Origin of the sequence: Streptomyces sp. NPDC052079, from assembly GCF_040680275.1 — a bacterium.
GTDB lineage: Bacteria > Actinomycetota > Actinomycetes > Streptomycetales > Streptomycetaceae > Streptomyces.
Genome location: NZ_JBFAWL010000031.1, coordinates 23,165 through 36,788, shown reverse-complemented (window position 1 = coordinate 36,788; position 13,624 = coordinate 23,165). Strand labels below are relative to the sequence as shown.

The following is a 13,624-nucleotide window of genomic DNA, read 5'->3' as shown; positions in this document are numbered from 1 at the left end:
AGTACCCCGCTTCCGCGCCGGTCACAGCGCCCGGAGGCCGTTGATCACGTCGCGCAGAATACTCTCGTCCGGCAGTTCTGCCGGGGGTACCGGCCGGTTCACATGAACGAATTCGGCGTCCACGAGGTCGCCGACGAGGACCCGGACCACTCCGATCGGCAGGTCGAGTTCGGCGGAGAGTTCGGCGACGGTCTGCGAGCTGTCGCGGCACAGTCCCACGATGTCCACGTGCTCCGGGGAGAGGGTCGGATCGTCCTCCGGATCGTCCGCGTGCGGCTCCGTGACGACCACCGCGATCAGGTCGAGGCGGTGCTGGGCCGCACTGGTGGTGCGGCCCCGCGTCATCGCGTACGGACGGACGACCGGTCCGGCCTCGTCGTCGAACCAGTGGCTCCTGTCCTGACCGTCAGCGCTCATGACATCCCACTACCCGCCCGCGGGCAGATCGGTGCGCGGGGCGGCGCCGAGATGTACGCCGACCCGCTTCACGAGGAGCGTCATCTCGTAGGCGACCTGTCCGACGTCGGAGTCGGCGTCCGCGAGGACGGCGAGGCAGCTGCCGTCACCGGCGGCTGTGACGAACAGGAACGCCTCGTCGAGTTCGACGACCGTCTGGCGGACGTCACCCGCCTCGAAGTGGCGGCCCACGCCCTTGGCGAGGCTGTGGAAGCCGGAGGCGACGGCGGCCAGATGCTCGCTGTCCTCCCGGGTCAGGTCCTTCGACGCTCCGGTGGCCAGGCCGTCGCCGGAGAGCACGATCGCCTTGCGGATGCTGGCGACCCGGTCCACCAAGTCGTCGAGGAGCCAGTTCAGCTCCCCCTTGTCGGTCTCAGTGTGGCCGGTGGCCCTTGGTGCGGTCATCGACCGTCCCCCTTTGTCGTTCGTCGTGCTTCTGTGCCGCTGTCGGCCTCGTCGCCCGCGGCGTTCTCCTCGCGGCCGCGCTGCCAGCCGCGCTGGAGCGAGGCCATGCGGCTGCGTACTTCGTCCGCGTCCCGTTCAACGGGCCGGGCCCGGTCGGCGTTCCGAGTTTCGGCACTCCGCTTGAGCTGGGGGGCCAAGCTGGCCTGCCGTACCCGCCGGGGTAGCGAGCCGCCGCCGGGCGGTGCCGAGCCGGCGTCCGGTGCGCCGGGGGCCGGCGGCGCGTCATCGGGTCCGCCGTCCCCGGTCGCGGGGCGGCGGGTGCGCTGGGGAAGGCCGGCCGGCGGCTCCGGCCGGGCCTCGCGCGCGGGGCCGGTGGCTGCCGAAGTGCCGCCGCGCCCCGCGTCGCCGATGCCGGGGCGGGAGGCCTCGGCGGAGCGCCGGCGGGCGGGCAGCGGCGGCGGTGTCTCCGCGTCCGGTTCTTCGCGCTCCTGGTCGGAGGAGAGCCGGTCGGCGCGCCGGCGGGCGGGCAGCGGGGCAAGGGCCTCCGAGCCCGGGCGGCCGGTCCCCCGGCGTGCTGTGGGGTCCTCACCGCGGCGGCGGGCGGGCAGCGCAGGCGCTGCCTCGAGCTCGGTGCGGGCGGAGGGGCCGGTCGTCTCCTCCTCCGTACGCTCCCCGCGGGCACGCCGGTCGCGGACCGGACGGCCGTGGGAGCTGACCAGTTTGGGGGCCGCCCTGCGGGTGAGCGGAACCGGGGAGTCCGTACGGTCGTCCCCTTCGGGTGCCTCCGGGGTGCCGGGCCCCGGTGGCCCGGACTCATGGCAGGGGCCCGTTCGCTCGTCGGTGGTTCCGCTGACGGAACGGCGGGGGCGGAAGAGGCCGCCGTGCTCGCCGTCCTCCTCGCCCAGGACGCCGGGGAAACCCTCGAGGGCGTCCAGGTCGACGGGGGACTCCAGTTCCACCGGCCCGTCCAGGAGCGAGGCGGGCAGCCGGGGCAGCTGCACGGGCACCTGGGAGAGCGCCGCGCGACGGCTCTCCTCCGGCTCCCGGTCCTTGGTGCGCCGAGGCCGGTCGAGACGGAACCCGACGCCGTTGGTGTCCGGGATGTCGTCCGTCAGCAGGGCGTCGGGGATGAAGACGATGGCCGTGGTGCCTCCGTACGGGGAGGGCTGCAGGGAGACCCGGACGTTCTGGCGCTGTGCGAGACGGCTGACCACGAACAGCCCGAGCCGGTCGGTGTCGGACAGCTCGAACTCCGGCGTCTCGGCGAGACGGAGGTTGGCGTCCAGGAGCGCGTCGGCCGCCATGCCGAGACCGCGGTCGTGGATCTCCAGGGTGAAGCCGTTGCCCACCCGGTCGCCCAGGACCTGGACGGCGGTGTGCGGCGGGGAGAACACCGTGGCGTTCTCCAGCAGTTCGGCCACGAGATGGGTGAGGTCGGCGACGGCCGGTCCGGTGACGGCGACCCTCGGCAGCCGGCGGACCTCGATGCGCTCGTAGTCCTCGACCTCGGCGACGGCGGCGCGTACCACGTCCATGAGCTGGACGGGTTTGCGCCACTGCCGGGAGGGCGCGGCGCCGGAGAGGATCACCAGGCCCTCGGCGTGCCGGCGCATGCGGGTGGTGAGGTGGTCGAGGCGGAACAGGTCGGCGAGTTCCTCGGTGTCCTCGGTCCTGCGCTCCATGGTGTCCAGCAGGGTGAGCTGCTTGTGCAGCAGGACCTGGCTGCGGCGGGCGAGGTTGACGAACACCTCGGAGACGCCGGCGCGCAGTTCCGCCTGCTTGACGGCGGCTTCCACGGCGGCGCGCTGCAGAGTGTTGAGGGCCTGGCCGACCTCGCCCATCTCGTTCTTGTCGTACTCCAGGCGCGGGACCTCGGTCTCGATGTCGACCTGTTCACCGGCCGAGAGGCGGCGCATCACGCTGGGCAGCCGCACGCCGGACGCCTCGTGGGCCTCCAGGCGCAGCTGCCGGAGGTCGCGGATGAGTCCCCGGCCGACGCGTACGGAGAGGAAGAGGGAGACCAGAAGGGCGATCAGTCCGAGGACACCGGCGATGACGGCCTGGGCGATGACGCCCATGGCGACGGGGCGTACGCGGTCCTGATAGCGGTCGGTGGCCTGGTCGTTGAGCGTGCCGAGTTCGGCGAGCACATTGCCGGCGGCGGTGTCCCAGCTCTTCGCGGTGATCCCCCGGGGCGGCCCGGTGCCGGAGGAGACGGCGGCCTCTTCGCCCACGCGCAGCGGGGCGGACGCGGCGTTCTTCCAGAAGGTCTCGTAGCGGTCGCGTTCGGCCGCGGGCAGCTGCGGCAGTCCGGCGTCGTACATCAGCGTGCGCTGGGCCATGAGGTCGGAGATGTCCCGCACTTCGGAAGGGGACAGCTTGCCGACGATCAGGGCGGAGCCGAGCAGGGCGTCCTCGCGGGAGAGCAGTTCGCGGGCGCGGGCGAGACTGACGAGGGCGCGGTACTGCTTGTCGAGCTCGACGTCCTCGACCACGTGCAGATTGGCCAGCAGCACGTAGCACGGGTCGACCAGCCGGTTGTAGAGGTCGAGGGCCTGGGAGCGGTCGACGGTGCCGTCCTCGACGCTGCGCCTGAGGGACTCGATGCCGTTGAAGGATTCCAGCACCGCGCTCAGCTCGTCGGAGCCGCCGTGCATGGCCTCGCGCACCTCGGGGTCGGCCGCGCTGGTGCGGATGCCCTCGACGGCCTTGTCGGTGGCGGCCCGGCTGCGCCGGAGTGCGGCAAGTCCGTCGGAGGCGCGGGGGTCGGCGAGATAGACCAGGGTCTGTCTGCGCTCCTGCTGGAGGACGCGCACGGTGTCCTCGACGGGGTAGCCGACCTCCTCCATCACGGATGACACGTCGAAGAGGTGGCTTGCCTCGCGGCCCGTGATCACCGTGGTGAAGGCCCAGATCGTCGTCAGGGACAGCAGCGGCACGAGAAGCAGCGCCACGATCTTCCGGCGGATGGACTTCCCGCGAAAGCGCATGGCCTCCCCCAGCTCGGCCCCCGAGAGACCCGGGGGTACACATGTGCGTCAACAAACGGCGCGAGCCTACTACCGTGCCGGGGTCAACTCGAAGACCCGTCCGGAATCTGTAGTTCCGTGCCGGTGGCGGGAGATGGTGAGTTGTCCGGCCATTGCGGGAGATTGCCTCCCGGAATCCGGGGTGTGCCCCCTGGGCCGATCTCCCGGGCGGGCGGGGGCGGTTGGCCGATTTCTTTCCCGATCGGGAATCTTCACGACGTGCCGTTCGTCCTTCTCTGTGGGAAATGGGGGCGGAATCGGCCACAGGAGCCGTGTCCCGCACCTGGGCGGCGTAAAACAGCGCAAGCCGGGCAGCCACTGAAGAGTCGGGTCTTCGGACAAGCAAGCGGTCTGCTGGCGGTGGGGAGTGACACGTTGATGGGCACGGCGGAGCGGCGCGAGGCGCCCGTGGACGGCGCGGCGGCGCGGATGACGGCGCGGCCGGACTCCGGGTCACCCGGTCGCGGTATACCCGCGGCCGAGCGCGGGGCAGCCGACGGGCGGGGCTCTCCGGCAACCGGGGACCGCCCGGCGCCCGAGGTCCGGCCCGGCACGGCGGAGCGGCAGGTTCCGCGAGACACCGAGGGGTCCGGCGATGCCCGCGAACAGGTGCGCTACCGGCCGCTGTGGGTCGAGGAGCCGGCGCGACGGCGCCGACTGCCGGATCCGGTGCGTACGGCAGCCGTGCGTGCCGTGCTCGTGGTCGCGGTGACACTGATTCAGGCCATGGTGGCCTTCCTGTGCACGCTGGCGGGGTCCTGGCTGGCCTTCCCGATGGTCATCAGCAGTGTCGTGAGTACGATCCTTGCCACCTGGGCGGCGCTGGACGTCTGGGTGACCCGGCAGGTCTGGGTTCAGCGCCATGGTGTGGTGTCCATGCCCAGCAGCACCGCGCGCGCCCTGCGTCGCGAGCGGCGGCGTGCCCGTCGTCAGGAGCGCTCCGCCCAGCGGTCGCAGACGCGAATAGGCAGGCCCGGTGGAGCCGGGCAGCTCTCCCACCCCTGACACGCCGGCTCTCGCACCCCGAGGTTTCTTATGGCGCACCGGTGAGTGGGCTGCGCAACCGCTCCGACAGAGGGTAAGAGCCGAACCGTGACCCGCGCGCAGAACCGGAGATCGCCGACGAGCTGGGGGTGCACAAGTCCACGGCCTACCGGCTGCTCGGTGTGCTGGAGAACAGCGGACTGGTGGCCCAGGCGGGCGTCCCGGTCTGCCGGGAGCTCGCGGACGAGCTGGGCGAGACGGTGAACACGGCCGTGCCGGACGAGGACACGGCCGTCAACATCATGCAGGCGCGGCGGCACGGCGTCGGTCACGGCGCAGAACTGGCTCGGCAGACGCACCCCGTTGTACGTGACCTCCAGCGGCAAGGTGTATCCGGCGCATATGTCCCCGCGGTGCGCGAGGACCGCTTCTCCCGCCCGCTCCAGCGGTTCACGGAGCACACGGTCACCGAGCCGTCGGTACTGCGCGGTGGCTGGAGCAGGTGAGCAGGGCTACGCGACGACGCTGGAGGAGCTGGAACCGGGGCCGGCGGCCGTTGCGGCGCCCGTCCGCTCGCACGACGGCACGGTCGTCGCGGCGATCAGCGTCTCGGGTCCGGTGCACCGGCTGACCGCGGACCGGCTGCCCCGGCTGGGCAGCCGGACGGCGAAGGCTGCGGCCGACCTGTCCCGGCGCATGGGTTGCGGCTTCTGAGCCACCCCCGGCTGACGCCTGATCAGCCGCTCGCTGCAGCAGGCCGCTTGAACATCCGCGTCGCGGTGATCTCGCTGTGCGCCTCCTCGGCCGGGTCCTGCTGGGGAAGCCCTGGCCTCAGATGCTCCTCCACGCTGATGTACTTCAGGCCCGCTCGCAGGTCGGCGTCGTTGCGCAGCCGGATGACCAGCGGGAACTCGGCGAGTGCCGTGGTGTCGAACAGGCCGGTGGTGTACAGCAGCTGGACGCCGAGCGCGTCGGCGACGGCTCGCTGGAGTTCCAGTAGGTAGGTGGCGTTGGCGCGGCCGATGGGGTTGTCCAGGAACAGCGTGCCGGCGTGCCGGTGCTTGTCCCGGCCCCGGTCGTTGGAGCGCAGGGCGGCCATCGTGCAGTACAGGGCGATGGCGGCGGTGAGCAGCTGGCCGCCGGAGAACACGTCTCCCATCTGGCCCACGGGCACCCGCTCGGCACGCAGGACCGCGTCGGGCTTGAGGATCTCGACGGCGACGCCCTTGGGCTGGAGGGCGGCGGCCACCCCGCGCAACAGCAGCGACATGCCGTCGCGCCGCAGATCGGAGTTCTTTCTGACGGCCGCCCGGGTCGCCTCGTCGATGACCTCCCCGAGACGCTCGGTCAGGGTGGCCTGGTCGGGTTCTTCGAAGCGGATGCGCAGGAACTCCTGGCCGGACCACTCGCCGAGGCCTTCCGGCAGCCGGGACAGCCGCTGGGCCGATCGTAGGGTGGCGAGGGCGGACTCGACCAGGCCCCGCAGGCGGTCGACGATGGAGTCGCGGTTGCGTTCGAGCTGTTCCAGCTCGTCGGTGAGGACCCGGAGCCGGGGGGCGAAGGCGTCCGCCCACTTCTGGGCGTGCTCGGGCAGCGCGGAGGCGGGCAGTTCGCGGATCTGCTGGCGTGCCGGTGTGCGGACCTGCTCATAGCGCGTGGAGTTGGCGTGCCGGACGAGGACGTCGCTCGCCTCGCGCACGGCGGACTCGGCGGCGGACAGATCGGCGGCGCAGCCGCGCAGCGAGCGGCGGGCCTCGGCGGCGGACTGCCGGGCCTCCTCCGGAGTGCCCGGGTAGGGCTCGGTCTCCTCCTGCTCCTCCTCGGTGGCGTTCTCGCGCAGCAGGTCGCGGAGCATGGCGGCGATCTCGTCGAAGCCGCCCGCCGCGTCCTCGGCGCTGCGGTGGGCGTCGAGCAGTTCGGCGTGGGCCTCCCGGGCCTGGCTCAACGCCTCGTTGCGGGAGGCAAGTTCGCTGGTGGCGGTGCGCAGCAGCGCCTGTGCGTGCTCGGCGTCGCCCGGGACCAGTTCCTCGGGAAGTTCGGTGTGCGCCTCGCCGTCCTCGGGCGCGAGCCGTTCGGCCTCGCCGCGCAGCCGTCCGAGCTGCTCGCTCGCGCCGGACATCCTGGTCTCCAGGAGCTGCACCAGCTCCTCGGCGCGGGCGGCGGCGGACTGCCGGCTGGGCCCGTCGGAACCGTCGGGCGACTCGAGCAGTTGTTCGGCGCGGGTGCGGACCTTGTTGCTGAGCCGGTCCAGCTCCGCGCGGGCGGCGCTCTCGTCGCTCTCCGCGCGGGCCTGTTCGGCGCGCAGATCGGCGCCGACGCCGACCTTCTCGTACACCTGGGACGCGGCCCGGTACGCCTCGCGCAGGGCGGGCAGGGACGCCTGCGGGGCGCCGCCGCCGTCCTCGGGCACGTCGTCGGGGGCGCCGGCGATCTCGGAGCGCTCGGCGCGCAGCGCACGGGCGGTGCGCCGGGCGTCGTCGGCGGCGCGCTGGGCGGCGCGGCGGTCCTCGTCGGCGGCGCGTGCCCGCTCCAGACAGGTCTGGGCGCGTGCTTCCGCCTCGGCCGCGTCGTCGGCCAGTTCCCGCAGTTTGACCTGCCAGCCGGCCCGTTCGCGCAACCGGAAGGCGAGCCCGGCCAGCGCGTCGGCCGCGCGCCGGGCCTTCTGTGCGGCCTCCTGCCGCTCGTCACGGACCCGGGCGGCCTCGGCGGCGGCCTCGTCGGCCTCGGCGCGTGCGGTGCGCGCCTCGGCGAGTTCGGCCTCGGCCTCTTCGGCGAAGACCCGCGCGTGGTGCGCCGTCGCGGCCAGTTCCGCGAGGCGTCCGGCGGGGCAGGCGGTGCGCCAGGAGACGAGCCGGGCGGCCAGTTCGCGGTCCTTGCCGAGCCGGGCGGCGAGGGCGCGGATCGTCTCGTCCCGCTCGGTCGCCCGGGCGCGCAGCGCCTGCCGTTCCTCGTCGGCCGCGTGCTCGTCGTGCATGGCCGGGTTCGGCGGTACGAGGAAGACGTCACCGGTGCCGCTGTCCGGCGCCGGGGTGGGGGCGAGCAGGGCGGCGGCGGTGCCGACGGCGACGGCGGACCGAGGCAGCAGCGCCGCGTCGCTGAGCGCCTCGCGGGCGCGGACGTGGGAGTCGGGGTCGGTGATGATGACGCCGTCGACCAGCTCGGGGCGGGCGGCGAGCACGCGGGCGTGGTCGGCCGGGTCGACGGCCTGGGCGAGGTAGCGCCAGCCGGGGAGGGCGGGGATGCCGTGCTCGCCGAGGAACTCGACCGTCGCCAGCACGTCCGGGCCCGGCGGCAGCAGTCCGCCGTCGCCGAGGGCGCCGAGGATCCGGGAGTCGTCCGCGGCGGCGGTCCGCAGGTCGAACAACTGGCGCTCGGCGGAGGAGACGGCGTCGTCGAGCAGTGCGCGCAGTTCGTCGGCGAAACGGTCGAGTTCCTCGGCGGTGAGGACGCCCTCGCCGGGGGCGACCACGGCGTCGGAGGCGTCCGGGACGCGATGCGCGCCCGTCCGTTGGCCCGGGACGGCGGCCCCTCGCCCGGCCGGCGCTTTGGGGAGGCTCAGCAGTTCCGCCGCCCGCGGCTCGGCGGCGAGGGCCTCGGCGGTACGGCGTTCGGCTTCGTGGGCGCGTTCGGCCGCCGTGGCCGCGTCGGCCGCGCGAGCGGCGGTGAGTTCCGCGCGGCTTTCGGCGGCGGCGGTCTCGCGCGCCTGCTCGGTGGCACGGCGGGAGGCCTCACGTGCGGAGTCCCAGGCGGCGACGGCCGCCTTCTCGGCGTCGCTGGCCGCGAGGGCGGCCCGGGCGGGATCGGCGTCGGGGGCGCTGTCGTCGAGCCAGCCGGCGCGTACGGCCTCCGCGGTCTCCTGCTCGACCTCGGCGAGCCGCTGCCGCAGGTGGCCGATCTCGCTGCGGGCCCGCTGTGCCTCGGTGGCGGCGGCCGTGGAGTCACGGTGGGCGCCGTCGCCGACGTCCTGGAGGGCAGCCGACCGCTCCTCCTCCTCGTTGGCGAGGTTCTCGGCGTTGCGGGCGGCCATGTGCAGGGCGCGTACCAGGTCGACGGCGGCCTTGGCGCGCGCGGCCAGCGCCGGGGCCGCGTCCCGCTCGGCCTCCTGGATGGCGGCGGCGACGCGGGCCACGCGGTCGGCGGCGGCGCGGTGGCGCAGCACCGCTTCGGCGGCCTGCCAGCCCGCGTACAGCGTGCGCGCGTCGGCGAGTTCGCGCTTCTGGGCGGCGGCGGACTTCTCGGCGGCGGCGAGCGCCAGGGAGGCGTGGCGGTACGCGAGTTCGGCGGAGACGAGTGCGCTGTGCTCGCGCGCCGACTCGGCCTGGGTGACGGCGTGCGCGGCGGCGGTGACCCGCCCGGCGAGGTCGGCGGCGCGGACGCGTTCCCGGGCGCCGCGTGCGGAGAGCCTGCGGGCCAGGGTGCGGGTGCGGCGTTCGGCGGCGGTGTGGATCTCCCGCGCGCGGGTGCGGGCCTCAGCGGCCTCCACGATCCGGCCGAGCAGATCGACCGACCCGGCGGTGAACTCCCGCTCGGCGATCAGTTCGGCGCGCCGGCCCAGCTTGTTGCCGAAGCCGCTGACGAGGTCGGCGAGTCCGTCGGTGTCGCGGGTGTCGGTGACGGCGCGCAGCAGCAGGTCGGTGAAGTCGGAGTCCTTCTTGACCGCGAAGAGGCCGGCGGCCTCGCCCTCGTCGGCGTTCATCTCCCGCTGATACCGGAAGAGTTCCGGGTCGAGGCCCAGGTCACCGAGGTGTTCGGTCCAGCGCTCGTGGATCTCCTCCCAGTGCACCTCAAGGTGCGGGTAGTTCTTGCCCGCCTCGGTGAGGGCATCCCGGAAGCCCTTCATGGTGCGCCGCCGTCCGCGGGCGCCCGACTGGCCCTCGACGGGCGCGCGCACGGCCGTGGACTCGGCGACGGGGAGGCCGTCCAGGCTGAGCCCGGGGCCGGGGCGCAGGGAGTACCAGGCCTCGGCGAACTTCCTCGGGTCGTTGGAGACCTGACGGCCCCGCCACTCGCTGACCTTGCCGACGACGACGCACTCGCCGGTCTGCACATGCTGCCACTCGAGCGCCACATGACCGCAGTCGTCGGCGAGCAGGAACTTGCGCAGCACGCCGGAGCTGGCTCCGCCGAGCGTGTTGCGGTGGCCCGGGAGCATCACCGAGAAGATCAGCTTCAGCAGGACGGACTTGCCGCCGCCGTTCTCCAGGAAGAGCACCCCGGCGGGGGCGGGGCGGCGGGGCGGGCCGACGGGCTCCTCCTCGAAGAACTCCGCCTGCGTCGGCGCGGGGTCCGGCACGGCGGCGCCGACACCGCGCAGGTCGAGCACCGTGTCGGCGTAACGCGCGCCGGCCGGCCCGATGGAGTAGAGGCGGACCCGGGACAGCTCGTACATGGCGGACTCTCGTGAGGCTTCGTGAGGGGAGTTCAGGCGGAGTGGAACGGCAGGCCGGCGTCGGCGACCAGCTCCAGGTCGTCGGCGTCCTGGGGCGGCAGCAGGGTGGGCGTGCCGTCGGTGACCGGGACGACGCCCAGTTCCAGCAGTTCGGCGAGGGCCGCGCTGCCCGCCAGGTCGCGGACCTGGAGCTGGTAGCGGGCCGTGGTGCGGTAGGTGCCGCCGTTGTCGTCGCCGGTGCGCTGCAGGAAGCCTGAGTCGGTGAGGAAGGTGACGGCCTTGGCGACGATACCGGTGGTGGAGCCCGCGAGCCGGCGCGCGTCCTTGGTGGCGCCGGTCGCGCTGCGCCGGGCCCAGATCCGCCAGGCGGCCTCCAGACCGGGGGCGTCGCTGGCCGGGTCGGTGTTCTCTCCCTGTTCGGCGGCCCGCTCCTCCAGGCGGTGGCAGGCCTGGCGTACGAAGGCGTCCACGCCGTTGACCGTGACGCGGCCGATGTAGCCGTCGTCGGCGAGGTCCTCGGGACGGGGGAAGGCCAGGGCGGCGACGGCGAGGTGGGCGAGTCCGTGCAGGAACCGGTCGCCACCGTCGGCGGAGGTGCGGCGCGCGTAGTCGCCCATGCGGACGGCGAAGACGGAGTCCTCGGCGGCGGTGACGGCCATGCCGGCGCGCGGCGACACCTCCAGCACGATAAGTCCCAGGCCCGTGGCCACGGCGTCGGCGAGCCGGGCGAACGGCGCGTCCTCCCGGTAGCGGCGCAGCAGGTCGGCGTACTCCTGGTCGCGCGCGGGCTGGAGCTTGGGCTGGAGGCCGAAGGCGACGAGCCGTGCCGCGTCGGCGGCGTCGGCGGGCGTGACGGCGGCGCTCGCCGGTGCGGCGGGGGCCTCCGGCTCACTCCACTCGACGTGCTCGGTCACGGTCGGGACTCCTCGCTGGGGGAAACGTGGGAAAGGTCGGTACGGGTCGCTGCTGGCGCCGTCATGCCGCCTCCGTCCGGTCCGCGGCCATGCCCGCCGCGTCCAGCAGGGCGGTGCCGACGATGAGGTCGGCGCCGCCGAACTCGGGGTCGTCCAGGTCGGTGCCGTCGTCCACGGCGAACAGCAGCTTCCGTTCGCCCTGGCGGTAGGCGGTGCCGACCGGGGGGCTGGCGGCGTGGATGGCCAGCAGGGCCACCAGGTAGGGCAGTTCGGGGTCCTGGCGGCGGGCTTCGGCGAGCAGCCCCGACAGCCGGCGCGGGGCGTCGGCCGGCAGGTCCAGCAGTTCGGTGGCGGCGGCCAGTTGCTCCTCGCTGAAACGGCTGTCGTCGGGTGTGGCGATCAGATCGGGCTCCGGCATCTCGGCGCCGAGGTGTTCCCGCTCCACGGGCGGCGTCAGCAGTATGCCGACGAGGTCGGTGACCCGGACGGACACCGGGGTGCGCAGTCCGGTGCCGTGGGTGAAGAAGGCGTCGGTGACCCGGGACGCCCGCTCGACGGGCAGCGGGAGCAGGGGCGCCAGGAGGTGGCCGTAGAGGTCGGTGCCGGAGGTGGACATGGGGGTGGCGAACGCCTGCCGGTCCTGTTCGGCACGGAACAGCGGGCCGGCCTCCAACAGCCGGGACTGCAGCTGGGTATGGCGCCGGATGCAGTCCTTGACGATGTCCACCAGCTCGGCCGCGCGGCGCTTGTGCTCGGGGTCCTCGGACTCGTCGCGGGCCCTGCGGATGTTGGTGAGGATCGCGTTCTCGTGGCGGTACCGGTCCGCCACGTGGTCGAGGGCCTCGGCGATCATGTCGGGCACGGCGCTCAGCCAGTCCACCGCGCGGACATTGCGGCGGGTGGCCTCCAGGGCCCGGCGCAGGGTCTCGGAGTACTGGACGGTGCGGTAGCGGGCCTGTTCGGCTGCGAGCTGGGCGTCGGCGAGCCGGCCCCTGCTGATCAGCACCTCCAGCTTGACCTCGGCGGCGATCTGCGCGCTGGTGACATCGGTGTCCAGGGCGCCGACCAGGACGTTGACCGCCTCGTCCGTGGTCCGCAGATACACCGTGCCGCCAGGTCCGGGGACCTCTTCGACCAGCTTGAAGTCGTAGTCGCGGCGCACATAGGTGCCGTCCGCGCCGAACACGCCGTACACCGCGCGGAAGCCGCGGTCGACGCTGCCGACGTTGATCAGGTTCTCCAGGACCCAGCGGGCCACCCGCTCGTGTTCGGCGGCGGGACGGCGCGGGGCCTGGGCGGCGATGCGCGGGATGAGCCGGGCGACGATCTGGTCGTGGTCGGCGCCGGTGTCGAAGTCCATGTTGAGCGTGACCAGGTCGATGGCGGCGAGGGCGATCTCCGCCATGCCGTACACCGAGTACTCACCGGCCAGGTTGGCCTTGCGCACGTCGAGGTCGTGCAGCGGCGCGGTGCAGGCGAGCGCGCGCAGCCGCCGCGCCAGCCCCTCGTCGGCGGCCGGACCCGGCGCGGGCCGCGGCCCCGCGCTGAGCTGCGGCGGAATGCTGTCCGTCGATGAAGGCGAGGTCACGGTGCACAGACTAGGTCCTCGGTCTGACAAGGACCCAAACGAGGCAGATGGGCCCCGGCGTCACGGTTGTCACACCGCCGTCGCACGCGCCGGCCCGCCGACGGCTCAGCCGCCCTGCCCCTCCTCCCCCACCCGGCGCCGGTACACCTCCACCACGCGTTCCAGCGACACGTCGAGGTACGCCGCGAGCAGCTCCTCGGCCTTCTCCCGTTCGCCCACCTGAAGGGCCCCAAGAATGGCGACATTTCGCGCGATGTACGGTTCGTGCAGCCGCTTGGGCTCGTCCACGACGTGGAAGGCCAGCCGCAGTTCGGCGAAGACGCTGCGCATCAGTTCGTCCGTGCGCTCGCTCCCGGCGAGCGCGATCAGTTCCCGGTGGAAGTGGATATTGGCCGTACCCACCGCTTTCCAGTCACCTTCGCGCGCGGCCCGTCGCCCTTGTTCGACCACGGCCGCGAGCGTGCCGAGCGCATAGGGCGGGTCGCCCAGTCCGCGTACCACGGCGCACTCGACGAGCCGCCGGGTGCGGTAGATGTCCTCGACATCCTCGACGGTCAGCACCCGGACGAAGACACCGCGGTTGAGTTCGTGGACGAGCAGCCGCTCGTGCGTGAGCAGGCGGAACGCCTCCCGCAATGTGTTGCGGGACACGCCGAGGGCCCCGCCGATGCTGTCCTCCGACAGCCGGGTTCCGGGCGGGAAGTACCCCTCGGCGATCCGGCTTCTGAGGATGTCCGCGACCCGCTCGGCGGTGCTGGTGCGGCCCAACAGGGCACGGTCGTCGGCCAGTCCGCTCAGCTGCTCCGTCATGCCCGGAATTGAATCGCACACCGAAGGACGAGACAACACGGGTATTGAA

10 protein-coding genes are annotated in these 13,624 nt (G+C 73.4%); 3 read left to right on the top strand and 7 right to left on the bottom strand.

All coding sequences use genetic code 11. From position 1 onward, the window contains the following. Positions 1 to 21 precede the first annotated feature (21 nt). The 3 genes from AB0L56_RS29140 to AB0L56_RS29130 are packed head-to-tail and all read right to left on the bottom strand — an operon-like array spanning position 22 to position 3,851. Complete coding sequence (locus AB0L56_RS29140; RefSeq protein ID WP_365428470.1) at positions 22 to 417, bottom strand: DUF742 domain-containing protein; 396 nt, start codon at positions 415 to 417, stop codon at positions 22 to 24. Between the two features lie 9 nt (positions 418 to 426). Continuing rightward, positions 427 to 861 carry a roadblock/LC7 domain-containing protein gene (locus AB0L56_RS29135; protein WP_361033482.1) on the bottom strand — a complete coding sequence of 145 codons (435 nt, stop codon included), beginning with the start codon at positions 859 to 861 and terminating at the stop codon, positions 427 to 429. Next, positions 858 to 3,851 (bottom strand): nitrate- and nitrite sensing domain-containing protein, encoded by a 2,994-nt coding sequence (locus tag AB0L56_RS29130; RefSeq protein ID WP_365428466.1) that lies wholly within the window; start codon positions 3,849 to 3,851, stop codon positions 858 to 860. Before AB0L56_RS29130 ends, AB0L56_RS29135 begins: the two co-directional genes overlap by 4 nt. A gap of 417 nt (positions 3,852 to 4,268) precedes the next feature. Between AB0L56_RS29130 and AB0L56_RS29125 the strand changes: the two genes are divergently transcribed. The 3 genes from AB0L56_RS29125 to AB0L56_RS29115 all read left to right on the top strand — a co-directional run bounded on the left by AB0L56_RS29125 (position 4,269) and on the right by AB0L56_RS29115 (position 5,588). Then, the gene (locus AB0L56_RS29125) at positions 4,269 to 4,895 is read left to right on the top strand and encodes a hypothetical protein (RefSeq protein WP_365428463.1); all 627 of its coding nucleotides are present in this window, start codon (positions 4,269 to 4,271) and stop codon (positions 4,893 to 4,895) included. Positions 4,896 to 5,023: 128 nt separating this feature from the next. Further along, positions 5,024 to 5,380, top strand: a complete 357-nt coding sequence (locus AB0L56_RS29120) for a hypothetical protein (RefSeq protein WP_365428460.1) — start codon at positions 5,024 to 5,026, stop codon at positions 5,378 to 5,380. Beyond that, complete coding sequence (locus AB0L56_RS29115) at positions 5,262 to 5,588, top strand: IclR family transcriptional regulator C-terminal domain-containing protein (protein ID WP_365428457.1); 327 nt, start codon at positions 5,262 to 5,264, stop codon at positions 5,586 to 5,588. Before AB0L56_RS29120 ends, AB0L56_RS29115 begins: the two co-directional genes overlap by 119 nt. 22 nt (positions 5,589 to 5,610) lie before the next feature. On the opposite strand, the gene AB0L56_RS29110 is transcribed toward AB0L56_RS29115, so the two are convergent. The 4 genes from AB0L56_RS29110 to AB0L56_RS29095 form a co-directional block, all read right to left on the bottom strand. Further along, entirely contained in the window at positions 5,611 to 10,263 is a 4,653-nt protein-coding gene (locus tag AB0L56_RS29110) for a hypothetical protein (RefSeq protein ID WP_365428454.1), read from the bottom strand. A 32-nt stretch (positions 10,264 to 10,295) separates the two neighbouring features. Continuing rightward, a complete protein-coding gene (locus AB0L56_RS29105; protein WP_365428452.1) occupies positions 10,296 to 11,177 on the bottom strand; it encodes a hypothetical protein in 882 nt (293 codons plus the stop codon). A 61-nt stretch (positions 11,178 to 11,238) separates the two neighbouring features. Then, positions 11,239 to 12,765 carry a hypothetical protein gene (locus tag AB0L56_RS29100; protein WP_361033461.1) on the bottom strand — a complete coding sequence of 509 codons (1,527 nt, stop codon included), beginning with the start codon at positions 12,763 to 12,765 and terminating at the stop codon, positions 11,239 to 11,241. A gap of 105 nt (positions 12,766 to 12,870) precedes the next feature. After that, a complete protein-coding gene (locus tag AB0L56_RS29095) occupies positions 12,871 to 13,575 on the bottom strand; it encodes a GntR family transcriptional regulator (RefSeq protein ID WP_361033458.1) in 705 nt (234 codons plus the stop codon). Positions 13,576 to 13,624 lie beyond the last annotated feature (49 nt).